Origin of the sequence: Ureibacillus thermosphaericus, from assembly GCF_002370195.2 — a bacterium.
Classification (GTDB): domain Bacteria; phylum Bacillota; class Bacilli; order Bacillales_A; family Planococcaceae; genus Ureibacillus; species Ureibacillus thermosphaericus.
In genome coordinates this window covers 3,319,179-3,342,500 of the sequence record NZ_AP018335.1, presented here as the reverse complement: position 1 = coordinate 3,342,500, position 23,322 = coordinate 3,319,179, and the positions used below count along the sequence as shown (strand labels likewise).

The window sequence follows — 23,322 nt, the reverse complement described above, 5'->3', positions numbered from 1 at the left end:
TGATATTCCTGTACCACCTCCCCGCCGTTTGAGTGATGGGGGGACGCAGGAGGATAGGGAATGCACGCCGTTGGTCGAGCGTGTCCAAGCAGTAAGGCGTGGAAGTAGGCAAATCCGCTTCCTAATACGCTGAGCTGTGATGGGGAGCGCGTTACGCGCGAAGTTCCTGATTTCACACTGCCAAGAAAAGCCTCTAGCGAGGCGGGAGGTGCCCGTACCGCAAACCGACACAGGTAGTCGAGGAGAGAATCCTAAGGTGAGCGAGAGAACTCTCGTTAAGGAACTCGGCAAAATGACCCCGTAACTTCGGGAGAAGGGGTGCTCATTGGGGTGCAAGCCCTGATGAGCCGCAGTGAATAGGCCCAGGCGACTGTTTAGCAAAAACACAGGTCTCTGCAAAACCGTAAGGTGAAGTATAGGGGCTGACGCCTGCCCGGTGCTGGAAGGTTAAGAGGAGGAGTTAGCGCAAGCGAAGCTCCGAATTGAAGCCCCAGTAAACGGCGGCCGTAACTATAACGGTCCTAAGGTAGCGAAATTCCTTGTCGGGTAAGTTCCGACCCGCACGAAAGGCGTAACGATCTGGGCACTGTCTCAACGAGAGACTCGGTGAAATTATAGTACCTGTGAAGATGCAGGTTACCCGCGACAGGACGGAAAGACCCCGTGGAGCTTTACTGTAACCTGATATTGAATTTCGGTGCAACTTGTACAGGATAGGTAGGAGCCGTAGAAGGGGGAGCGCCAGCTTCCCTGGAGGCGCCCTTGGGATACTACCCTGGTTGTACTGAAATTCTAACCCGCAAGCCTGATCGGCTTGGGAGACAGTGTCAGGTGGACAGTTTGACTGGGGCGGTCGCCTCCTAAAAGGTAACGGAGGCGCCCAAAGGTTCCCTCAGAATGGTTGGAAATCATTCGCAGAGTGTAAAGGCATAAGGGAGCTTGACTGCGAGACCTACAAGTCGAGCAGGGTCGAAAGACGGGCTTAGTGATCCGGTGGTTCCGCATGGAAGGGCCATCGCTCAACGGATAAAAGCTACCCCGGGGATAACAGGCTTATCTCCCCCAAGAGTCCACATCGACGGGGAGGTTTGGCACCTCGATGTCGGCTCATCGCATCCTGGGGCTGTAGTCGGTCCCAAGGGTTGGGCTGTTCGCCCATTAAAGCGGTACGCGAGCTGGGTTCAGAACGTCGTGAGACAGTTCGGTCCCTATCCGTCGTGGGCGTAGGAAATTTGAGAGGAGCTGTCCTTAGTACGAGAGGACCGGGATGGACACACCGCTGGTGTACCAGTTGTCTTGCCAAAGGCACCGCTGGGTAGCTATGTGTGGACGGGATAAGTGCTGAAAGCATCTAAGCATGAAGCCCCCCTCAAGATGAGATTTCCCATTGCATAAGCAAGTAAGATCCCTCAAAGACGATGAGGTAGATAGGTCCGAGGTGGAAGCACGGTGACGTGTGGAGCTGACGGATACTAATCGATCGAGGACTTAACCAATCATTTCAATGTCGTTATCCAGTTTTGAGAGAACAACCTCTCGTTATTAAAAAATATAAAAAATACTTGAAAAAAGTATAGAATATGATATAATAATACTTGTCTTTCGGTAAGGAATAAAGCCTAGTGGCGATAGCAAAGAGGTCACACCCGTTCCCATACCGAACACGGAAGTTAAGCTCTTTAGCGCCGATGGTAGTAGGGGGCTTCCCCCTGTGAGAGTAGGACGTTGCTAGGCTTATATAAAATCATTCCGAAGTAGCTCAGTGGTAGAGCAACCGGCTGTTAACCGGTTGGTCGTAGGTTCGAATCCTACCTTCGGAGCCATTCTTCTTGGAGAGTTGTCCGAGAGGCTGAAGGAGCACGATTGGAAATCGTGTAGACGGGGATAACCTGTCTCAAGGGTTCAAATCCCTTACTCTCCGCCATAATTAAGAGATTGGCCCCTTGGTCAAGTGGTTAAGACACCGCCCTTTCACGGCGGTAACACGGGTTCGAATCCCGTAGGGGTCACCAATTCGGAGGATTAGCTCAGCTGGGAGAGCACCTGCCTTACAAGCAGGGGGTCGGCGGTTCGATCCCGTCATCCTCCACCATAAAAAAACAATTAACATTATCGCGGGGTAGAGCAGTCTGGTAGCTCGTCGGGCTCATAACCCGGAGGTCGCAGGTTCAAATCCTGTCCCCGCAACCAAAGTGGTCCCGTGGTGTAGCGGTTAACATGCCTGCCTGTCACGCAGGAGATCGCGGGTTCGAGTCCCGTCGGGACCGCCATAAAAAGTGGGTCGGTAGCTCAGTTGGTAGAGCATTTGACTGAAGATCAAAGTGTCGGCGGTTCGATTCCGTCCCGACCCACCATAAATATGCCGGTGTAGCTCAATTGGCAGAGCAACTGACTTGTAATCAGTAGGTTGAGGGTTCGATTCCTTTCGCCGGCACCATACTTTCCGGAGGGGTAGCGAAGTGGCTAAACGCGACGGACTGTAAATCCGTTCCCTTTGGGTTCGGCGGTTCGAATCCGCCCCCCTCCACCATTACAGGGGCATAGTTTAACGGTAGAATAGAGGTCTCCAAAACCTTTGGTGTGGGTTCGATTCCTACTGCCCCTGCCATTTTTAATTTTCACCAAGATATTTTGGCGACTGTGGCGAAGTGGTTAACGCATCGGATTGTGGATCCGACATACGTGGGTTCGATTCCCATCAGTCGCCCCATACATATTTTAATATACCTGCTTTTGGCGGCTGTGGCGAAGTGGTTAACGCATCGGATTGTGGATCCGACATACGTGGGTTCGATTCCCATCAGCCGCCCCATAAAATAGAATAAAAGTTGTTTATATAATATTATTGGGGTATAGCCAAGTGGTAAGGCAACGGATTTTGATTCCGTCATGCCCAGGTTCGAATCCTGGTACCCCAGCCATTCAAGCGGAAGTAGTTCAGTGGTAGAACACCACCTTGCCAAGGTGGGGGTCGCGGGTTCGAACCCCGTCTTCCGCTCCAGTAATTTGGCGGCTTAGCCAAGCGGTAAGGCACGGGTCTGCAACACCCTTATCACCGGTTCGAATCCGGTAGCCGCCTCCAAATAAATAAATATCGGTTTAACCGATTTATTTTTTTCTCTTTTTTATTATGCCGATGTGGCGGAATTGGCAGACGCGCACGACTCAAAATCGTGTTCCCAAAAGGAGTGTGGGTTCGACTCCCACCATCGGCATTAGGATTCAAGGAAACCTTATATCATCAAACCCTTCAGTAATAATGGGTTCTTTGTCAAATGGTGTTGGTGAATAAATGTTAGTGACATTATTTGGTAATATGTAATCGGATGGCTTAGGGGAAATTCGAGGTTCCCCTAAGCTGTTTTTATTTTCGCTAAGTTTTGGGTAATGAATATTCGGTTTCTAAAGTGATAGAAGGATCGATAACCGAAAGAAATGCGTTTAATCACCTTGATTTTGCTATTAATCCTTTTGTTATAATCATATTTCAACGTATTCTCCACGTAATTGATGTATTTGTTTATTGTCTTGATGGCGGTTTTCATATAGCTGGAAACGCTGTTCTGTTTATTTGCCAAGGTTTTCTTCAAGAGCTCAAAGTCTTTGGTTTTGATGCAATGTCGAACGTATTGGTATAACTCATAGGACGCTTTTAATTCAGAATCTAAATCAATGAGATAGTGGAGAATCTCCACCTCACACATATGCTTTTTAAAGCAACGATGATATGTATAGTTCTTATAATCAAGTTTTGTTTGATCTTTCAGAAGGAGCTTCCAGTATGTTTTCAATTTATTGTAATTCTTTTTATCCCGATTCATGACGTTGATGCGCGTTTTGTTTAAAGCTCTGCTAAATAGTTGGAGGATATGGAATTTGTCGAGTACGATTTCCGCTTTAGGGAAAACTTCTTGGATTAAGGAAATATAAGGGCTGTACATATCGATGACAATCGTTTTTACCGCATCTCTCGCCTTCTTGGAATACCGTAAGAAATACTCTTTGAGGACATGTAATCTCCGGTCCTCCACGATATCCACAATCTTCCCCGTTTCAGAGTCGCAGAAAATAAAGGACATCGCTCCAGCTGCGGATTTCACTGATTTAAACTCATCAAAACACAAATGCTTTGGAAGGTAGTGAACATTTGGTTGATAGTAGCTATAAAAGCTGTCAATGACACGACTGACAGTGGCATGAGAAACATGATGTTTCATCGCAATATCTTTTTCGGATATTTTATCTTTGGCGTTTAAAGCAATCGATACTTTGGTATTGTTGGAAATACAACAGTTTTTAGCCACGACGCTCGTTTTTCAAGTAAACGTGGAATGACAATGTTTACAGAAATGACGCTGTTTACGCAATTTTAAGTAAGTATGAAAACCTGAAATGCTAGGCATTTTAATGAGAGACGTTTTAAAACCGTGTATAATGATTTGATCATCAAAGACATATCCACAAGCATAACAAGCTTTTGGTTGATACGTTAACGTCCCATGAAAGACTTTCGCTTTTACTTTTTTGATCGTTTCGGTAGAACAAAAATTTTCATCGAAGGTGATATTTTTGTCTTTTATATTCAGTAGATTTCGTATAGAATGTTGGTGAGACATGTGACACAACTCCTTTGGGAAATGTGGTTTTGGTCGATTACATTTTACCAGAGTTTGTCACGTGTCTCATTTTTTTGTGTAAAAAATGGTGCTGGTTGTATCCACCAACACCAAATATTGTAGAGCCGTTTTAAATTGGCTTCACATAGTAGATTGTAAGTTGCGTAAAATAAACCTAATTTCTCGTTTTCCCATTTAGAGAAATTAGGTTTTTTATTATTTATAAAAATAGTCAAACTATTTTATAGTCAATTACGGATATATTAATAGAATTTCATGATGGAAAATAAGTGGTGAAATTATGAATGTTGAAGAGATATGGATACGGAAAATAAAGAGAAATGGGAATGAAGCGGCGGCAAATAAACTCATTTCCAAATATTATAAAGAGATGTACGCCTTTGTATACAAACAAACGCTCAATAAAGAATTAGCTTTAGATTTGACGCAGGAAATTTTTATTGTCGTATTAAAATCTATCAAAAACTATGACAACAAGAGGGCTTCCTTTCGTACTTGGCTTTATCATGTAGCTTCGAATCGCTTGATTGATTATTATAGGTCGAAAAACTACAAAATACAATTGCTGGAAGATCCCATAGAGGACTATCAATTTCAAGATGAAGAAAATATCCAAATTTCACTGGAGTATAAAGAAGATTATGAAAAAGTTACTCAACTGATTAATCATCTTGAAACTTCATCTCAGCAAATACTTCGGCTTCGTTTATTTGCGGAATATACATTCCGGGAAATCGCAACAATGGTGATGCTGCCTGAAAGCACGGTCAAAACAAAATATTATGCGGCATTGAAACAACTTCGAAAAAGATTGGAGGGTTATCATGAATAAAGAAAAATTCACTATACCATTCCCTGATGAATCTGAAATTCAAAAAGAAATCCATCAAATTGTAAGGACTGGCTTGAAGCCTAAACAGTCATTTTTTTCTTACATAAAGTCAATGTATCAATGTCTTGGTATAAGGCAATTGTTATCAGACCGTTCAGAGCTGGCTTTTACTATTATTATTGCAGCTTTTGTAGTATTCTTTTACATCCTAAAACCGGACCCGGAATTTATGAAAGCGGAGGATCTATATATTTCCCTTTTTTGCTTGTCACCGGTCTTATTCATTGTACTTACTGTATACACCTACTCGAACAAACTGATCAATGCAACTTATGAAGTTGAAATGGCATGCAAATATAATGTTTTCCAAATCATTGCCTTTCGGATGTTACTTTTCAGCTTCATGACGGTTTTAGCGAATACATGGACTATTCTTGTGATGGTCAAAACATATGACGCTTTTCAATTTATAAGGGCATTTATGATTTCAAATTCGGGGCTGTTCATTTTCTCTATTCTTTTTTTATACGTGATGATGAAACGCCGTACAAAAATGGCAGCGGGCATGATGATTTTCGGATGGTTAATTGGGCATCTGCTCCTTGGATTTTTGGCGAATGAACTGTATAGTGCGTTATTAATGAGCATTCCACTCTTTGTATATGGATTGATTTTAGTTGCAAGTATCGTGATATACTTCAACTTTATTCAGAAATTATTTCACTATAAAACTGAAGGAGGAGCTTTTGTAGGGTGATTATCGTAAACAATGTGAGCAAATATTATGGAGATTTTTGTGCTTTAAAAAATATTAACTTGGAACTGGTGCCAGGGGTGTATGGGCTACTTGCACCAAATGGAGCGGGGAAAACTACATTAATAAAAATGCTTGCCACTTTAATTTTTCCGACTGAAGGGGAAATTCTGTATGAAGGAAAAAACATTCTTGATATGGATGAAGATTATCGGAAACTTATCGGTTATTTGCCACAGCAATTCGGCTTTTATAAAAATTATACGCCAAAACAATATTTAACCTATTTGGCGGCATTAAAAGGAATAAAGAAAAAAGAAGCAAATCAAATAATTCCTGAACTTCTAGAAAAAGTATCATTGCAAGATGTGATGAACAAAAAAATGAAGAAGTTCTCAGGTGGAATGATCCAACGTGTAGGCATTGCCCAAGCGCTTTTAAATGATCCTAAAATTTTAATATTGGATGAGCCCACTGCCGGACTAGATCCTAAGGAACGGGCAAGATTTCGCCACATCATTTCGGAATTATCCCGAAACCGCATCGTGTTAATTTCCACCCATATCGTATCAGATGTGGAATCCATTGCGAATGAAATTGTGATGATTAAAAATCAGGAAATTTTTATGAAAGACTCTGTTGAACGAATTTGTAAAAACTATGAAGGATTTGTATATGAAACAAAAATAAAAATAGAAGAATTCAACAGATTTAGTGAGCAACATTTTATTATTGCTGAAAGACAAGAGCAAGATGGAATAAAAGTCAGATTTGTGGAGAAAAATCAAAAGGCTGAAGATTGGGTGGCAGTTGATCCAAATTTGGAAGATGTATTTCTTTATGAGTACCGTGATCGAGAGAAAGCAGGGATTGAATGAACATTCTTTTTCATGAATGCAAAAAAGCTTTTTTATCCCCTGTATTAATATTTCTGCTTCTTTTATTTACGGCGTTCAACTTGTATTTCATTTTCAGCCATTCCTATCTGAAAGATGAATTATCAGTTGCCAATGAAATCGCCAAAAACTATGGTTTGAATATTACTGATGAATCCTTGAAAAAATTTGAACAAGATTATTTAAAAAATTTAAATCGACTCAATGAAATGGTAGAAAGATATACAGAGGAAAAGTTTACGAGTGTTCAGCAGTTTTTGGATACGAAGAGTATTGAAATGTACGATTTATTGAGCGAAGAAGAGTGGAAGTTTATCAACAAATGGTATTTGGAAGAGCAATATTTGAATATGGCCAATATATTGATAAGAGATTACGAACAGTTAAATTGGAACGAAATTAGGGAAACCGTTGCAAGGAAATATCAATTAAGTGGCCAAGCTGAAAAGATATTGGAAAATGAATATAAACAACTTGCTGAACGATTTGAGGAAATCAAAGAAAATGGGGAGCATAAAACATGGTTCTTTGCAGGAAATCCTTATCGGATGCACAGTTTTTTATTCAGAAAATTATTTAAATATATATTTTTTGAATCGCTCATTCTCATTGTTTTGGCAACAGCATTAATTACAAATTATGAATTCGAAAATAAAACTCATTTGGTTGCCTATTCTACTAAAAGAGGAAGAAACTTGGCAAAAGATAAATTTTGGGCAAATCTAATCGTGGCAGGAAGTCTCGCTACCTTTCTATTCATTGTCACTTTAACTTTCTATTTTTCGGTTTTCGATTATTCGCATTTATGGAGAAGTTCCGTAAGCAGTGCATTGAATTGGGAATACAATGAGCCTTATGTTTCTTGGTGGGATTTGAATTTTTTACAATATTTTTTATTAAGTGAATCACTACCGTCGCATAAATGATGTCTGAATTTTCAGTTTTATTTTTTTCTGGACTTTAGAGAAAAAACGAAAACACCTAAGCGAGGGTAGTAAACATCCATTTTTTTACTATAACCTATGACTTGTGCAACAACGACTGGCAAACCTTTATGGGACGCCGTTTCCTTCGATTTTTCGTAACCAAATGTGAGCGGATTTCCACAAAGAAGCCTTTAAATAGCGACTAATTTGTAAGTAACTGCGTTCGCTATTCGTGTTCAACTGAGCTAAAACATTCAGACAGTACACTATCATGGCTACGTACACTTGATTATGCACAGCTTGTTCACTGTGACCGTAGAATTTTTTAATGTTCAGGTGCTGCTTCATCCATTTGAAGAACAGTTCAATCGCCCAGCGTGACTTGTAGATTTCAGCGATTTCAACTGCACTTAAATCAAAACGATTTGTCAGTAAATGAAGCTCATTTCCTTTTGTATCCTGCAATTTGAGTAAGCGAAACACGTTTTCAGAACGATTTTGTGGTGTCCCAATGACAACCATTTCATCAGAGAATACGGGTGAATCTTCTGGTAACGAAAAGGATTCTAACACTCGGACAACAGCGTTTTTACGCAAACGGGTCACAAAGAAATAGCCATCTTCCGTCATTTGATCAAAGCGCCCATAATCCAAGTAACCACGATCAAACACGTACATGCATTCTTTGTCATCCACGAATACTTCTAGTTGACCACGATCATGTTCGTTGGCATTCGTGAGTACGGCTTGATCTGGATAGGAGAGTCCTTTTTCCATAAAAACAAGTCGTAAGTGAAGCTTTACTCCTGATTTTGTTTTTCGAAACTCTGCCCACTTATGATGGGTCAAATCAAGCGGTAATGTACTCGAATCAATGATTTTTAGTGGCGTTGTCAGCTTTCTTCGCTTTTGAAAATGTGTTTTCTCATGAATTTGAGTCACTAAATCAAGAAAAATCGATTGAAAGAAAACCGTTGGAATGGCGTTGATTCGTCTCCCTAACTGTGAAAAACTAATCGATTCCAATCCCGTTGCTCGTTGTAATTCTTCTAAAAAGACAGCGTCACTCAACGCCCGTAAACTCTCGGTTTCATGGAGTTGGGCATACAAAAGCAGTTTCATAAATGAAGCCATATAAAGCTTCTTGGTATAGTGATTTAATTGATGAGTTTTCACTAGGTCGTCAAATAATGGACGATTAATCGGTGAAAACCATTGTTCAAATGATGTTTTTCGTGTAAACTTATCCATTATCGAAATTCCTTTATATTGGATTTGGATAGGTTTACTACCACCAAACCATTATAAAGGATTTTTTTGTGTTTGGATTATATTTCAGAAAATTCGGTTTGTTTGAAGGTGTTAAATTTTTTTAATGCGACACTAGTGTAAGTGAATCAATTTCATAAATCATAGTATTTCTGAAGTATAGAGTACCCCTATACTAAAAACTTTGTTTTTTTTTAAAATTATGCAACTTGGTTTTGTTGCTGTAATAAAGCATTGATTCGATCAACTGCTAGTTTGCAGGTATTATAAATTAACGTCACCAGATTGAAATGCATTTTTGCTTTCTTTCCTGTACGATGACGGACATTGTTTAATTGAAAGTATTCCTTTAAATAAGCGTTAACGCGTTCGACTGCTGTACGTTCTTGATAAAGCTGTTTCCATCGTTCTGTCCCACGTGCTGGATAGGTAAATTTACGGATATCTATATCACATTTGATTTTGAAAACTTTTTGGCAAAGGGTGTCTTCTCGTAATGGGCAAGTTGCACATTCCTTTGGACGTGTGAATTTTAATGTATTGTACTTAGCGTCAAAGCTGTCATATTGGTAACTATGTTCACGCACACAGGTTGGACGAAAATGTTCATCGAATCCTATATATTCTCCTTCTCGGCGAACGTTGTAAGGAATCACGACTCGCATGGACTGTGATACGGCTTGACGGTAAATAGGTTCAACATCATAACCAGCATCAAATATAGCTATTGTAAATTGACCGTTTCCTAAGTGATGAAGTTTTTTCAATAATGGAATCGCAGCTTTACAATCACTTAAATTACCTGAGGACATCAAACGAGTGATGATATATTGACTTTTCGTCGAAACAGCTAAATGTGCTTTATAACCAAACCAGAATGTATTTTTTCCTTTACTATTCTTTTTCACACCCCATTTTGGCTCAATCGGTACATCCTTCCAAAGGGTTTCTAATGGGATATCCAGCTGTTCTTTCAGTTCTTTTTCATAGGTTGATTGATTTCCTTTTTTCTCTACTTGTTCGGCTAACCAAACAGCTCGTTCAGCTTTCGTTTTACGACCACGTTTTTTAGGAGTTTTAGGTGCTTTCTTTTCTGATGGTGTGAACGCATCACGAGCTTCAAAGTGACTCGCATCGATGGCGACATGTTCATCATTTAGAAAGCCTTCCAACATCGCTGTTTTGATGAGTGTATCGTTCATTTTATCTAGCACATCTGATTCACTAATGACTTGAATCATGCGTGAATAAGAGCTTTCAGATGGTACGACATCAGACACAAGGAATCCACAGTCGAAACGAAATAAAGGATCATGGACCAAACGTTTGACTAAATCCTTGATAGTTGGAATACGTTCGACAATACGTATAATCAGCGATTGAATCATTGCACCATAATTCAATTCACGTGGTGCACCTTTCAATGTCTTTTTAGAAAACAATTGAAATATAGGCTGAATGTCGATAGCACTAAAAATGGCATCATAACGATGGGAACTTTCCATTTCTAATAATTGATGGATGTCAAAAAGAGAAATTTGTTTTACAATAGTCATAGGGTACTCACCTCTTTCGTATGGTTTGTTTAGTTACCTACCATTATAACGAAATTTGGGGAGGTACCCATTTTTTATTGTCTTGAATCCCTTGAAAATCAAGGGGTGAGAATTATGAAATTAACTCAAGTGTATTTGTGATATGCATTTGCTTACTCATTTTTTCAATTATTACATTTGAGATTTCACTATTCTTGAAAAATAGCTATTTTACATTTTTTGTGGTTGCCATCTTTTTTGGAATGTCCATATTAATGCCAAGTTTTATGTCTAAGTCGTCCATTTTATTATTTGTTTTTCATTTTAACCCAGCTGTACTTGCGATAAATCCGCATATGTTTTTCATGGGCAACAGTGAATTGACCATGTTCAAATATTATGAAGTGTGGATATTAAGTGCATGGAGCATCCTAGTTAGCTTTTTCTATGTTTATAGTATGAAAAAATTTAGGAGACAAGATTTTCATTAAGGAGAATGGATATGCACGTATTATTACATGAAATAAGGAAGCTATTCTCTTGGAGAATGCTACTGATAGTGTTTCTGGCAAATCTCATTTTATACTTTCTTCTCATTGAGTTTCATATTACAAATTTTCCAAATGGAAGACCATCTCGTGATTTATATAATATTGGAGTAGAGATGATAGATAAATATGGAACTTATATGGATGAAAAAGAAATTGAAGACTTTATCAATGTTTATAAGGCGAAGGTAAAGGAAGCGGATGCATTTTTGCAATCCAGAAAGGAATTTGTGGATGCCCATTTGGATTCCTATGAAAAGTTGCGCCATCTAGAATTTGGCGATGAAAGAATGGAACTTAGCAATCAAATCATGTTCGACGAAAATGTAGATTTGTTTTGGAAATTGCAGGCAAGAGAGTATATAATGGAAGAAATTCAAACAAGAGAAACTTATTTGGCATCTTATTTAAATGAAGCGAAAGGAGCTCAAAAGGAACGCTATCAGGAATTGCTGTAAAGAGGCAGACATGGCTTGTATCCATCGGAGGCGATGAGCAATTATCAGGATTTCATATCCAATGTGGCGATTGCCATCATCATTAGCGTCATAATCATCATATCTCCAATTTTTATAAAGGATCGGACAAGTCAAATGCTTGAATTGCAGTATACGACGAAAAAGGGCCGTGCACTGTTTAAAACGAAAGTTGCTGCCGGAGTGATGGCTGCAATCATTGTCATGACGGTCTTATTCGCAATTTATTTCAGTCTGTATTCTCTCAATCATACATCCATGTTTTTTAATCTGCCAATTTATCTGTTTACTTGGTTTGAATTTTGGTATGATGTAACATTTTTCCAATATATTGTGATAACGGTTTTAGCAATTTATATTCTTGGAATGGTTTTTGCCCTTTTCTCCATGTTCTTTTCAAATAGAATGGCAAATTACGTTTCTTTAATCGGTATTCAAATTCCATTCATCATTGCTTTAATTGCAGTTCTCATTCCTTATTTGGTGAGACGGCTTATGGATTTAGACATACCGAAATGGATTGCGCCAACGTCTTATACAGTGATGGCATTAAGTAGCGTAATATTGGTTGTTTTATTATGGGGTAGGGAGAAAAGAAAGGATATTGTGATGTGAAGTATATATAATCAATCACTACCGTCGCATAAATGATGTCTGAATTTTCAGTTTTATTTTTTCTGGACTTTAGAGAAAAAACGAAAACACCTAAGCGAGGGTAGTAAACATCCATTTTTTTACTATAACCTATGACTTGTGCAACAACGACTGGCAAACCTTTATGGGACGCCGTTTCCTTCGATTTTTCGTAACCAAATGTGAGCGGATTTCCACAAAGAAGCCTTCAAATAGCGACTAATTTGTAAGTAACTGCGTTCGCTATTCGTGTTCAGCTGAGCTAAAACATTCAGACAGTACACTATCATGGCTACGTACACTTGATTATGTACAGCTTGTTCACTGTGACCAAAAAACTTTTTAATGTTCAGATGTTGTTTCATCCATTTGAAAAAAAGTTCGATTGCCCAACGTGATTGGTAGGTTTCTGCAATTTCATCTGCGTCAATGTCAAACCGATTTGTCAGTAAATGAAGCTCATTTCCTTTTGTATCATGCAATTTGAGTAAGCGAAACACGTTTTCAGAACGATTTTGTGGTGTTCCAATGACAACCATTTCATCAGAGAATACGGGTGAATCTTCTGGTAACGAAAAGGATTCTAACACTCGGACAACAGCGTTTTTACGCAAACGGGTCACAAAGAAATAGCCATCTTCCGTCATTTGATCAAAGCGCCTATAATCCAAGTAACCACGATCAAACACGTACATGCATTCTTTGTCATCCACGAATACTTCTAGTTGACCACGATCATGTTCGTTGGCATTCGTGAGTACGGCTTTATCTGGATAGGAGAGTCCTTTTTCCATAAAAACAAGTCGTAAGTGAAGCTTTACTCCTGATTCTGTTTTTCGAAACTCTGCCCACTTATGATTGGTCAAATTAAGCGGTAATGTACTCGAATCAATGATTTTCAAAGGCGTTGTCACTTTTCTTCTTGTTTGGAAATTGGTTTTCCGATGAATTTGTGCCACTAAATCGAGAAAAATCGTTTGAAAGAACTCAGTTGGGATGGTATTGATTCGTCTCCCTAACTGTGAAAAACTAATCGATTCCAATCCCGTTGCTCGTTGTAATTCTTCTAAAAAGACAGCGTCACTCAACGCCCGTAAACTCTCGGTTTCATGGAGTTGGGCATACAAAAGCAGTTTCATAAATGAAGCCATATAAAGTTTCTTGGTATAGTGATTTAATTGATGTGTTTTCACTAGGTCGTCAAATAATGGACGATTAATCGGTGAAAACCATTGTTCAAATGATGTTTTTCGTGTAAACTTATTCATGGTTTTGTCCTTTGTATTGGATTTGGATGGTTTACTACCACCCAACCATTATAAAGGATTTTTTTGTGTTTGGATTATATTTCAGAAAATTCGGTTTATTTAAAGGTGTTAAATTATTTTAATGCGACGCTAGTGATAATCAATATATTTCTGAACAATAAGGTTCCGGGAAAGGAGAAATTCAATATGCCAATCATTACGGTAAAGCTAGCGAAGGGGAGAACGGCTGAGCAAAAACAGCAGTTTGTGGAAGCCATTACGAAAGAAGCCGCCAAAACATTACAGGTAAACGAGGAATGGGTGACGGTTATTTTTGATGAATATAATCGGGAAAACTGGGCATCGGGCGGTCAGTTGCATTCAATCAAGTTTGGAGAAGGATTTGGAAGAGCCGGTACGGAATGAAATACAAGCTGATAATAAAAAACTGTGGGTTCATTCCCACAGTTTATTTATCCATTCTCCAAAAATCTTCTTCCCGCACATTTTTCACCGCATGTAAAAAGTTTTGTCGCACATTTGGGTATTTTTCGCTTAATCCTTTGACGAGTTCTTTCATTTCTTCCCGTTTTGTGTTTTTATCCGCAGGGCAAGGGTTATGTATAATAGGAATGTCTTTCGTTTTGACGAATTGAATGATGGATTGTTCTTCAATGGCAATCATTGGGCGAATTAACGTGATGTCCAAACGACTCATATAGGATACCGGTTTAAATACGCCCAATTTTCCACCAAACAGCAAATTCATGAAGAACGTTTCGATGCCGTCATCCAAATGGTGGCCGTAAGCGACTTTATTGCAGCCAAGGGATTTTGCGTAATCATATAAAATCCCTCTTCGCAAGTTGGCACATAAGGAACAAGGATTTTTTTCCTGGCGGATGTCAAACACGATTTTGCTGATGTTGGTTTCTTTTATGTGCAGCTCGTGGCCAAGACTTTCCACATAATTTTGCAGCGGCGCAAGATTCATTCCTTCAAAGCCGAGAGTCAAGGTAACAGGAACAATATCAAATTGGAAAGGAGCCTGTTGCTTGAGCAGTGTGAGAAGATAAAGCAAAGTGGAGCTGTCCTTTCCCCCAGATAAGCCAACAGCAACCCGATCTCCTTCTTCAATCATATTGTATTCCATAATCGTTTTCCGAAAGGGTTTGTAAAGGCGTTTGTTTTCGGAGTTTGAAATTTTTAATACCATTGCAGACACCTTCTGTTTAGGATATGTTTTCTAACAAATTATAAAATATGGTTCGAAAAATTTGAAGGACTCGAGAAGGTTTGTATTGCTAATTTAAAGAACGCTTTGTCACGGTTAACGATTTTCACTTCCGCCGCCCCATAAAAATCGCCCGCCGGTATGAGCCGTATGGTTATGTATGTCTTCATCCACTAGCTGCAAAACACCGGGTTCTTCGTTATGATGCCAGACATAACCATCTGGAGTTTCACCATTAGCAAGCATTTCAATATCGGACTGGGAAAGGTGCAAGTCATTGGCTAAGCTCGGATTGTCCAAAATGGCTTGATACAATGTGTGATTGGCGATGCTAAAATGCACATCATCGCTTTCCAGATAGTAATCTTCCGGAAGTTCCACACTAAATTTGGATTCAAAAATCGGGAAGACCCCTTCCTTCACTTCACCATCAGGCAGTTCCACCGTTTTATCTTCAAAAGGCACCCCAGTTTCTGGATGCTCCGTGCCATTTAAATGATCGTTGATGGTATCGATTTCTTGCGCCTCTGCTAGATCAGCCCCATCCAATAAATCAACGACTCCAATGGCAAGGGTAGAAACCGCTGCGACTTTTCCTATATTTTTTAAACCTTGTATTGTTTGAGTCTTATCTCCACTCACAATTCCCTGATAAGTAGTAGAAGCATTATGGACAGTGTATTTTACCGAATTGACAACGCCTTTTACAGTTTTGCCAGTGGATTCTTTTAAGTCGTTGAATCCCTTTTCTTTATAATAGTCATCTTTTTTGATAGCTCCATATGAAGTTTCCATTGCTCCGTCAATAAATTGTCCTGCATTTTCTAAGGCAATTTTTGAAGCGGATTGGATGCCCTCTCCCACTTCTTCCATCCATTCGCCTAGACCTTTCCACTTTTGGCCAACCGCTCTGCCAGTCACCTTGACAGTACCACCAATGAGGCCGCCACCAACTGTTCCGATTCCTTTTCCAACTTTGCGGAATAGAGCCATATGATCTCCCCTCCTGAATCAAAATACATGAACTGTAAAAGATATAGTATTATTTTATTAGGGAGAATTTTCCTAGTCAATTATCTTTTGGAAACTACTTATTACCTTAAAGAACTGACACAATCCTGTTTAGAAGGGAATGGATAATGTTGTTCAGAGAATTTGAGAACCACTCTATTGAAGATTTACTTGATATTGAACAAGTGCTATTGGAGAAAAGAGCAGAGGATGAACCAGGGGCGAATAACCGGTTGCATCATTTATATAAAATACTGCTGAAAAAAATAAGAAGAAATAAAGAATATCGATATTTGGAACAGTACATAACTAAACGGTTTATTAAGCATTTAATTTGGTTTGGAACTTATATGAAAAGCTCTGTGGAAAAATCAGAAAAGGAAGCAGAACGTTACTTTCATTTAGCTCTAAAGGAAGAGCCACATATTCCTATGGCTCGTTACCGTTTAGGATTTTTAGCGTATAAAAGAAAGGATTATGTGCAAGCCTTACAGCATTTTGAAAAGGCTATTCAATTAAATGAAGGGGAAGTTGAGCCAGATTATCAGTTAAATGAGATTCAACATTACTATGCCCATTTGTATTTGACGAACAGTGCGCTATTCATCGCGAAAAATGCCCAATATTCCATCATGAACATAAAAAATAAATCCTTCCATCAACTTCCAAATTATGAAATTTCACCATTCTATGAAATGATTGCTTCTAATAATGAAGAATATTTAACGCAAAATGCTTATACCGTTGTTTCAAAAGAAGGAAAACGCTATTGCACAAAGGAAGAGGCAGAAAACTTGCAAGATACTGAGGGCATGTTAATTTGCTATTTTGGTGACCGGGAAATTGCAGCAATTTTCAATGGCGAATACGTGAAATTGACCAATCAACAAGCAGAGCTGCTTCGATATCTTTTGATATATGGAACAGAAAAGCATCCAATCACTAAAATTGATGTGGCAGATATATTTACTAGAAAAAATCCAAATTTCGAATTGAAAAATAATCACTAGCATTGCACTAATTAAATCTGATGATTCAAAATACTAAGAATGTTCAATTTTTTATTGATTTCGAAACAAAAAAATCCTTTACAATGGAAGTACAGGTGGTTCCTGTCCAAATCCAATCGTAAAGGATAAACGTTATGGACAAGAATACACTAATTTCATCATTTGGTAAATGGGTTTCACCCATAAATATTCAAAAACTTAGCGAACAAGTCAAAGAATTGAAACAGGACTATTACACAAAAAAGCTGACAACAGAAGCCTATATTAAACTTTTATTGGTAGCCCAGCTGCTCGAATTTAAGAGCTTAGAGGAAATGAGTGATGCACTTGTAGACGAAGATCTTCAAAAAGCACTCGGATTTGAATCGATAAGTGCCTCTCAGCTATCCCGAAAAAACAATCAGATCAACCCACTAATTCTTGCAAATTTGTTCTTGGATCTTGTTTGGAAAATTCAACGGTACCATTATAAAACCGGAAAGAATATGCCACTGAAAATCATTGATTCAAGTACACTCCCGTTGAATTTGACCAATTATAAATGGGCAAAATTCCGTAAAACAAAAGCTGGTGTAAAGCTACACTTACGGCTCGTTTTCATGGATAAAGACACCGTCTATCCTGAAAAAGCAGTGATTACGACAGCAAAAGAACATGACCGAAATCAACTCGAAGTCCTAGTGGATGATAAAGAAGCCATGTATGTGTTTGACCGCGGTTATGTGGACTATGAACGTTTTGATCGGATGACAGATGATGGCTATTTCTTCGTTTCAAGACTGAAGAAAAACGCAGTCATTCGTGAAGTCTATACATTTTCACTTCCTGATGATTGTCACGTTCTATCCGATAAAATGGTCTACATTGGTACCACACAAAATCGTACTGAAAATGTCTTTCGTCTACTAGAAGTTATGGACACAAAAGGGAACTTACTTCGTTTCATCACCAACCGATTTGATTTAAAACCAGAAGAGATAAGTGATATTTACCGATCTCGCTGGGCTATTGAACTCTTTTTCAAATGGCTCAAGCAACACGTAGAAATTAAGCACTTTTATGGAATGAGTGAAACAGCTATTCAAAATCAAATTTTCTTAGCCCTTATCACGTATTGCTTACATGTTCTCATTCAATTGGAGATGAAAAGTAAGAAATCTCTACTTCGAATTACTCGTTGGTTAAAGAGAGCTCTGTGGAAACCAGCTTATGTTTGGTTGCGAAAATTTGATGGGCGAGCCAGTCCATAATCTCCCTTTTGTCGTTGTCGCTCTGGTTTAACTGTATATATTTACCAAATGGGCAGTGCCACCTTTCTTTAGGTTTTGTCTTTTTGGCACAAATTCACAAAAATTAATTAACAGAAAATTCTAACTATATTTATGCAATGCTAATGAAAAATAATACATTTACAAAAGCGATTCAAAGACTGAAAGAAAGATTGGAAAACATTCATTTCCCAATTAGGATGATTCAGAATAAACAGGCGGGATATTACTTTGCTGATGAAATAGACTATCTTATCATCCACCGTACAGATGAGGATTTCTTTTTGAAAAAATGACAGGTCTGTCACCCTCCTTTTATATCATAAATACATCAAAGCAAAGGAGTGGTGATGATGTTGAAAACTTGGAATCAATTATTCACAAGAAGCGGCTGGATTTTAGAGGAACAAGGGAAAAATACATTTGATTGCAAAAAGGAAACGGAAGAAAATCTTCAATTTTTGCAAGCCTGTTTAGAAAAAGCGGATGTACAGTATGTTTTAAAAAATAGGGAATTAATGATTGTTCAAGAATTGATGGATGAATCCAATTGGATAAGAGCAGTTGAAAAGGCGGCAAAAGAACGAAGAGACACAGCCTATTACTTCAACCCGGAATACGACGAACTGGAAATTTGTCATTTGGATTTATATATGATGGGAACTGTCCGTCAATTAAACCGTTTGGGGTTTTCTACAACCTTGTCATGTGACGGCCATGACAGAAGATTTCCTATTATTTATTTGATGAAAGATATTGACATCGACCTGCTAACAAGCATATTGCGGCTATTTGGCATTCCTCGCGTGTCTTTTTATGAAATGCGAAACCATTATAAATTATCCCTGCGCATCAAACGCTCTCAACTTTTAGACTTGGCTGAACAGTTAAGCAATCTACATTCAGAATGGTTGGAGCAAGGAATTGAATATATTGAGCGACAATTATTAAATCAAGAAATTGAACAATGCCTTTCAATTCCGGGCTCAAGCGGGGAAGAGGATGTTATTCGCAAAGTGGTGCGAGAAAAAATGAAACCGTATGTGGATTACATCACGGTTGACCACTACGGCAATTTGTTGGCAGAAAAGACATACGGAAACGGCAATGGACCAACCATTCTTTTAAATGCTCATTTAGATACGGTTTATGAAATAGAACCTGGTAGAACGATTCAAAAGAACGGAACGATTTGGACTTCCAGCGAGGGAATTTTAGGAGCGGATGACCGGGCAGGCGTAGCGATAATAGTAATGATTGCAAAACATCTGAATCAATCTGATTTTTGTGGAAAAGTAAAATTTATTTTTACCGTGGAAGAAGAAATCGGATTGGTTGGGGCTCAGCATGTCGATGAATATTTCTTGTGGGGTGTTGATGCAGCGATAGTTTTAGATCGGCGTGGAAATTCTGATATTGTAACTTCTTGCGGAGGAATCATCCCATTCTGTAGTTCGCAATATGGATTATTTTTTGAACAAGTGGCGAAAGAAATCGGCTTAGTCGGCTGGGCTTGCAGGGAAGGCGGAAGCAGTGACACGGGCGTTTGGGCAAGCCATGGCATTGAAAGTGTGAATCTTTCAGTAGGATATGGCAATGAGCATACAGCTCAAGAATTTTTAGATGTTCAGGCTACTTACCAAACTTATACTTTATTAAAAGGGATTTTCCAAAAAGGAAGAGAATTGCGTAGAACTTTGCGGAATATTTCAACGATGCGTTGCGCACAATAAGGATATTGAAAAGAAGAGACTTTGTTCTGCTTGGCAGAATGAAGTCTTTTTTATGGAGGAATTGTTACCTATACTTTATGTTTAAAATTTTTTCAGAAAGCATTTTTTGTGAAAAACCTTGAAGTTTATACATTTTATGAACCTTATCTACTAACCATATTTTTCAAAAAATTATAGGTGTAAAATAATAGTAGATTTCTTAAGAAACGGAGGCATACTTATGAACATTAAACAAGTGACAGTAGCTGGCGGAGGAGTATTAGGAAGCCAAATTGCATTTCAGACAGCGTTTTCGGGATTTCCAGTCAATCTTTATGACATTAGTGACGAAGCTTTAGAGAAAGCAAAAGAAAAAATTCGTGCATGGCAAGAAGCATATAAGAGAGATTTAGGGGCTACTCAGGAAGATGTGGAAAAAGCCTACAATAACTTAACTTTCTATACAGATTTAGAAAAAGCGGTGAAAGGTGCAGACCTTGTCATTGAAGCGGTGCCGGAAGTGTACGATATTAAAGCAGACTTTTATAAAAAACTTTCTGAAGTGGCGGATGAAAAGACCATCTTCGCTTCCAATTCTTCTACGATGTTGCCAAGCCAATTTGCTGACATTTCCGGAAGACCTGAAAAATTTTTGAATTTGCATTTTGCCAATGAAATTTGGAAGCACAATACAGCCGAAATTATGAAACATGAAGGCACAGACGAAAAAGTATTTGAAGAAATCATTGAATTTGCCAAAGCCATTGGCATGGTTCCACTGCCATTATATAAAGAACAACCTGGATATATTTTAAATTCTTTGCTCGTTCCATTTTTAGATGCGGCCCAAAAATTAGTGGTCAATGGCATTGCCGATCCTTATACAGTGGATAAAACATGGATGATTGCAACAGGAGCCCCACAAGGTCCATTCGCTATTTTGGATGTGGTTGGCATTAACACTCCTTATAATTTATGCCTTGCCAGAGCAAAAGCAGGAGACAAAGAAGCAGAGAAAGTTGCCGAGTACTTGAAAAAAGAATTTCTTGATAAAGGCCGCTTAGGTGTACAAAACGGCAAAGGTTTCTATGACTATCCAAATCCGAAATACCTTGATCCGGACTTCTTAAAATAAAATAGATTTATTGGAAAAAGGGGAAATTCAGTTCTCCTTTTTCTTTGAGAATAGAAACAAAATCATTTAAAGGAAAAGGGTCTGTTTTATAAATATTTGTAACAGACCCTTCTTTTTTATGTTGATAGAAAGCGTCCATAATCAAATGTTGAGAGGTTTTGGGGATGAAATTTCCTCCATATGATGGCAGGCTGCTAAATGGCCCTCATTGGAATGCTTAGGCTTTCTTAGTTCTGGATTCGTTGTTCTACAAACATCAGTAGCGAACGGACAGCGACTGTGAAAACGGCAACCCGTCGGCGGATTAATTGGGGAAGGCACATCGCCTTTCAAAATGATTCGCTCTTTTTTTCGGTCAATATCTGTGCTTGGAATAGCTGATAATAAAGCTTTTGTATATGGATGTTGAGGGTTTTCAAACAATGTTTTTTTATCAGCCATTTCGACAATTTTGCCTAAATACATTACAATAATGCGATCAGAAATATAACGGACAACCCCCATATCATGGGAAATAAATAAATAGGTCAATCCCAATTCCCTCTGAAGTTTTTTCAACAAATTAAGAACTTGTGCTTGAATAGAAACATCAAGGGCGGATACTGCTTCGTCTGCAATGATTAATTTAGGATTAACTGAAAGTGCGCGGGCAATCCCAATCCGTTGACGTTGACCGCCGCTGAATTCATGCGGGTAGCGATCAGCCTGTTGTGCAGAAAGTCCGACAAGTTCTAATAATTCCAATACTCGTTTATCCCGTTCATTTTTTGGTAAGACATTTTGAATTTCCATGGCTTCCAACAAAATTTGTCTTACCGTTTGTCTAGGATTTAACGAAGCATACGGATCTTGAAATATGATTTGCAAATTTTTCCTCATTTTATTCATTTCTTTTTTGCTTAATGCTAATAAGTCGACTCCGTCAAATTCCACACTGCCTGAAGTTGGTTCATCAAGGCGAAGTATGGCTCGTCCCGTTGTAGATTTTCCGCAGCCTGATTCTCCGACGATGCTTAGCGTTTCCCCTTCATAAATAGTAAAGGAGATGTCATCAACCGCTTTTACATAATTAAGCGTTCTTCCCAAAATGCCACCTTTAATTGGAAAGTATTGTTTTAAATGTTCAACTTTGAGCAATATTTTCTTTTCTTGCACGGACATCGATCCCTTTCTCACCGTCCCACTCATTGGTATAAATCCAACAGCGGACTTGATTGTTATTTTTGTCTGTGATTAGCTCAGGCATTTTTTGTTTGCAAAGTTCTGTTGCAAAAGGACAACGAGGTGCAAATCGACAACCAATTGGGATTTCAGCTGGACTTGGCACCATTCCTTCAATAATATCTAAATCCCCTTCCACATCATAATCGTGAGGAGGAATTGATTTCATTAATCCGACGGTATATGGATGTTTCGGCTGTTTAAATAATGTTTTTACATCGGCATATTCAACCACTTGGCCACAATACATCACTGCGACATAATCGCATATTTCCGCCACTACACCAAGGTCATGGGTAATGAATAGCACACCCATTCCGAGTTTTTGTTGAAGATCTTTGATGAGGTTAAGAATTTGCGCTTGAATCGTTACATCTAGCGCAGTTGTTGGTTCATCTGCAATAAGCAAGTCAGGATTGCAAGCTAATGCCATGGCAATCATGACACGTTGCCGCATTCCCCCTGAAAGTTCATAAGGATATTGTTTGATTCGTTTTTCCGGGGAAGGGATGCCGACAAGTTTTAACATTTCAATGGAACGTTTCGTTGCCTCTTTTTTGCTGAGTCCTTGGTGAATGAGATAGGCTTCATTTATTTGTTGGCCAATTGTAAGGGTTGGGTTTAAGGATGTCATCGGTTCTTGGAAAATCATAGAAATTTCATTTCCCCGTATTTTTCGCATTTCAGCTTCTGATTTTTCGAGTAAATTTTCCCCTTTAAAAAGAATTTCCCCTCCGACGATTTTTCCCGGTTTTTCTATTAGGCGAAGAATGGAGAGTGAGGTAATGCTTTTTCCAGAACCGGATTCTCCAACGACGCCGAGCGTTTTTTGTTTTGGAATAGTAAATGTGACGCCATCTACCGCTTTTACTTCTATTTCTTTTGTAAAAAAGGAAGTTTGCAAGTTTCTTACTTCCAATATATTTTCATAGGAATTTGAAGAAGCCATATGTATTTTCCTTTCTAGTAAAAATGTTC

General features: G+C 38.7%; 20 protein-coding genes, 16 tRNA genes and 2 rRNA genes (1 of these 38 cut by a window edge). 29 read left to right on the top strand and 9 right to left on the bottom strand.

The annotated features are described in order from the left end of the window. The 18 genes from UtA1_RS16190 to UtA1_RS16105 form a co-directional block, all read left to right on the top strand. A 23S ribosomal RNA gene (locus UtA1_RS16190) occupies window positions 1–1,496 on the top strand (it extends 1,431 nt beyond the left edge of the window). Window positions 1,497–1,618: 122 nt separating this feature from the next. After that, a 5S ribosomal RNA gene (gene rrf, locus UtA1_RS16185) occupies window positions 1,619–1,734 on the top strand. A 14-nt stretch (window positions 1,735–1,748) separates the two neighbouring features. Beyond that, a tRNA-Asn gene (locus UtA1_RS16180) sits at window positions 1,749–1,823 on the top strand. 8 nt (window positions 1,824–1,831) lie between these two features. Beyond that, a tRNA-Ser gene (locus tag UtA1_RS16175) sits at window positions 1,832–1,924 on the top strand. Between the two features lie 13 nt (window positions 1,925–1,937). After that, a tRNA-Glu gene (locus UtA1_RS16170) sits at window positions 1,938–2,012 on the top strand. 4 nt (window positions 2,013–2,016) lie between these two features. After that, a tRNA-Val gene (locus tag UtA1_RS16165) sits at window positions 2,017–2,092 on the top strand. Window positions 2,093–2,113: 21 nt separating this feature from the next. Beyond that, window positions 2,114–2,190: transfer RNA gene (locus UtA1_RS16160), tRNA-Met, on the top strand. 4 nt (window positions 2,191–2,194) lie between these two features. After that, window positions 2,195–2,270 (top strand) — tRNA-Asp (locus tag UtA1_RS16155). An 8-nt stretch (window positions 2,271–2,278) separates the two neighbouring features. After that, window positions 2,279–2,354, top strand: a tRNA-Phe gene (locus tag UtA1_RS16150). A 7-nt stretch (window positions 2,355–2,361) separates the two neighbouring features. Next, window positions 2,362–2,437 (top strand) — tRNA-Thr (locus tag UtA1_RS16145). Window positions 2,438–2,445: 8 nt separating this feature from the next. Beyond that, a tRNA-Tyr gene (locus tag UtA1_RS16140) sits at window positions 2,446–2,530 on the top strand. A 4-nt stretch (window positions 2,531–2,534) separates the two neighbouring features. Then, window positions 2,535–2,608: transfer RNA gene (locus tag UtA1_RS16135), tRNA-Trp, on the top strand. A gap of 26 nt (window positions 2,609–2,634) precedes the next feature. Next, a tRNA-His gene (locus tag UtA1_RS16130) sits at window positions 2,635–2,710 on the top strand. Between the two features lie 26 nt (window positions 2,711–2,736). Beyond that, window positions 2,737–2,812: transfer RNA gene (locus tag UtA1_RS16125), tRNA-His, on the top strand. A gap of 34 nt (window positions 2,813–2,846) precedes the next feature. Then, window positions 2,847–2,921, top strand: a tRNA-Gln gene (locus tag UtA1_RS16120). A 5-nt stretch (window positions 2,922–2,926) separates the two neighbouring features. Further along, window positions 2,927–3,001, top strand: a tRNA-Gly gene (locus tag UtA1_RS16115). Between the two features lie 7 nt (window positions 3,002–3,008). Further along, window positions 3,009–3,082 (top strand) — tRNA-Cys (locus tag UtA1_RS16110). A gap of 50 nt (window positions 3,083–3,132) precedes the next feature. Continuing rightward, window positions 3,133–3,215 (top strand) — tRNA-Leu (locus tag UtA1_RS16105). Window positions 3,216–3,353: 138 nt separating this feature from the next. Here the strand turns inward: UtA1_RS16105 and UtA1_RS16100 are convergent. Further along, window positions 3,354–4,304, bottom strand: a complete 951-nt coding sequence (locus UtA1_RS16100) for an ISL3 family transposase (RefSeq protein WP_197722728.1) — start codon at window positions 4,302–4,304, stop codon at window positions 3,354–3,356. 12 nt (window positions 4,305–4,316) lie between these two features. Then, complete coding sequence (locus UtA1_RS17530) at window positions 4,317–4,616, bottom strand: transposase family protein (protein WP_197722727.1); 300 nt, start codon at window positions 4,614–4,616, stop codon at window positions 4,317–4,319. A gap of 301 nt (window positions 4,617–4,917) precedes the next feature. Between UtA1_RS17530 and UtA1_RS16095 the strand changes: the two genes are divergently transcribed. The 4 genes from UtA1_RS16095 to UtA1_RS16080 are packed head-to-tail and all read left to right on the top strand — an operon-like array spanning window position 4,918 to window position 8,045. Then, the gene (locus UtA1_RS16095) at window positions 4,918–5,469 is read left to right on the top strand and encodes an RNA polymerase sigma factor (RefSeq protein WP_096552212.1); all 552 of its coding nucleotides are present in this window, start codon (window positions 4,918–4,920) and stop codon (window positions 5,467–5,469) included. Next, window positions 5,462–6,226, top strand: a complete 765-nt coding sequence (locus UtA1_RS16090; RefSeq protein ID WP_096552210.1) for a hypothetical protein — start codon at window positions 5,462–5,464, stop codon at window positions 6,224–6,226. The genes UtA1_RS16095 and UtA1_RS16090 overlap by 8 nt, the downstream gene beginning before the upstream one ends. Further along, on the top strand, window positions 6,223–7,101 hold the full coding sequence (locus tag UtA1_RS16085; protein WP_096552208.1) for an ABC transporter ATP-binding protein: 879 nt from the start codon (window positions 6,223–6,225) through the stop codon (window positions 7,099–7,101). The genes UtA1_RS16090 and UtA1_RS16085 overlap by 4 nt, the downstream gene beginning before the upstream one ends. Beyond that, a complete protein-coding gene (locus tag UtA1_RS16080; RefSeq protein ID WP_096552206.1) occupies window positions 7,098–8,045 on the top strand; it encodes a hypothetical protein in 948 nt (315 codons plus the stop codon). The genes UtA1_RS16085 and UtA1_RS16080 overlap by 4 nt, the downstream gene beginning before the upstream one ends. A gap of 126 nt (window positions 8,046–8,171) precedes the next feature. Here UtA1_RS16080 and UtA1_RS16075 read toward each other — a convergent pair whose 3' ends face one another. After that, window positions 8,172–9,296: an IS4 family transposase gene (locus UtA1_RS16075; RefSeq protein WP_096551139.1), complete on the bottom strand. Its 1,125-nt coding sequence runs from the start codon at window positions 9,294–9,296 to the stop codon at window positions 8,172–8,174. Window positions 9,297–9,514: 218 nt separating this feature from the next. After that, window positions 9,515–10,870 carry a transposase gene (locus UtA1_RS16070; protein WP_096550004.1) on the bottom strand — a complete coding sequence of 452 codons (1,356 nt, stop codon included), beginning with the start codon at window positions 10,868–10,870 and terminating at the stop codon, window positions 9,515–9,517. A gap of 481 nt (window positions 10,871–11,351) precedes the next feature. Between UtA1_RS16070 and UtA1_RS16065 the strand changes: the two genes are divergently transcribed. Both UtA1_RS16065 and UtA1_RS16060 read left to right on the top strand, forming a co-directional pair. Further along, on the top strand, window positions 11,352–11,855 hold the full coding sequence (locus tag UtA1_RS16065; RefSeq protein WP_096552204.1) for a hypothetical protein: 504 nt from the start codon (window positions 11,352–11,354) through the stop codon (window positions 11,853–11,855). Window positions 11,856–11,888: 33 nt separating this feature from the next. Beyond that, window positions 11,889–12,488: a hypothetical protein gene (locus UtA1_RS16060; protein WP_126434545.1), complete on the top strand. Its 600-nt coding sequence runs from the start codon at window positions 11,889–11,891 to the stop codon at window positions 12,486–12,488. A gap of 161 nt (window positions 12,489–12,649) precedes the next feature. On the opposite strand, the gene UtA1_RS16055 is transcribed toward UtA1_RS16060, so the two are convergent. After that, the gene (locus tag UtA1_RS16055) at window positions 12,650–13,774 is read right to left on the bottom strand and encodes an IS4 family transposase (protein WP_096552200.1); all 1,125 of its coding nucleotides are present in this window, start codon (window positions 13,772–13,774) and stop codon (window positions 12,650–12,652) included. Between the two features lie 186 nt (window positions 13,775–13,960). Here UtA1_RS16055 and UtA1_RS16050 point away from each other — a divergent pair, with 186 nt between their 5' ends. After that, window positions 13,961–14,179, top strand: a complete 219-nt coding sequence (locus UtA1_RS16050) for a tautomerase family protein (protein WP_096552198.1) — start codon at window positions 13,961–13,963, stop codon at window positions 14,177–14,179. 43 nt (window positions 14,180–14,222) lie between these two features. Here UtA1_RS16050 and UtA1_RS16045 read toward each other — a convergent pair whose 3' ends face one another. Together UtA1_RS16045 and UtA1_RS16040 are read right to left on the bottom strand one after the other, a co-directional pair. Further along, window positions 14,223–14,969: a tRNA 2-thiocytidine biosynthesis TtcA family protein gene (locus UtA1_RS16045; protein ID WP_096552196.1), complete on the bottom strand. Its 747-nt coding sequence runs from the start codon at window positions 14,967–14,969 to the stop codon at window positions 14,223–14,225. 114 nt (window positions 14,970–15,083) lie between these two features. Further along, window positions 15,084–15,980 (bottom strand): HNH endonuclease, encoded by an 897-nt coding sequence (locus UtA1_RS16040; RefSeq protein ID WP_096552194.1) that lies wholly within the window; start codon window positions 15,978–15,980, stop codon window positions 15,084–15,086. 146 nt (window positions 15,981–16,126) lie between these two features. On the opposite strand from UtA1_RS16040, the gene UtA1_RS16035 reads away from it, so the two are divergent. From UtA1_RS16035 to UtA1_RS16020, 4 genes are all read left to right on the top strand, one after another. After that, a complete protein-coding gene (locus tag UtA1_RS16035) occupies window positions 16,127–17,008 on the top strand; it encodes a tetratricopeptide repeat protein (protein WP_096552192.1) in 882 nt (293 codons plus the stop codon). Between the two features lie 134 nt (window positions 17,009–17,142). Next, entirely contained in the window at window positions 17,143–18,258 is a 1,116-nt protein-coding gene (locus UtA1_RS16030; protein WP_096549683.1) for an IS4 family transposase, read from the top strand. 371 nt (window positions 18,259–18,629) lie between these two features. Then, entirely contained in the window at window positions 18,630–20,009 is a 1,380-nt protein-coding gene (locus UtA1_RS16025) for a M20/M25/M40 family metallo-hydrolase (RefSeq protein WP_232019871.1), read from the top strand. Between the two features lie 220 nt (window positions 20,010–20,229). Further along, entirely contained in the window at window positions 20,230–21,123 is an 894-nt protein-coding gene (locus tag UtA1_RS16020; RefSeq protein ID WP_096552190.1) for a 3-hydroxyacyl-CoA dehydrogenase, read from the top strand. Window positions 21,124–21,264: 141 nt separating this feature from the next. Here the strand turns inward: UtA1_RS16020 and UtA1_RS16015 are convergent, their stop codons facing one another. Together UtA1_RS16015 and UtA1_RS16010 are read right to left on the bottom strand one after the other, a co-directional pair. Further along, the gene (locus UtA1_RS16015) at window positions 21,265–22,284 is read right to left on the bottom strand and encodes an ABC transporter ATP-binding protein (RefSeq protein ID WP_269471052.1); all 1,020 of its coding nucleotides are present in this window, start codon (window positions 22,282–22,284) and stop codon (window positions 21,265–21,267) included. Beyond that, complete coding sequence (locus tag UtA1_RS16010; protein WP_096552187.1) at window positions 22,247–23,293, bottom strand: ABC transporter ATP-binding protein; 1,047 nt, start codon at window positions 23,291–23,293, stop codon at window positions 22,247–22,249. The genes UtA1_RS16015 and UtA1_RS16010 overlap by 38 nt, the downstream gene beginning before the upstream one ends. Window positions 23,294–23,322 lie beyond the last annotated feature (29 nt).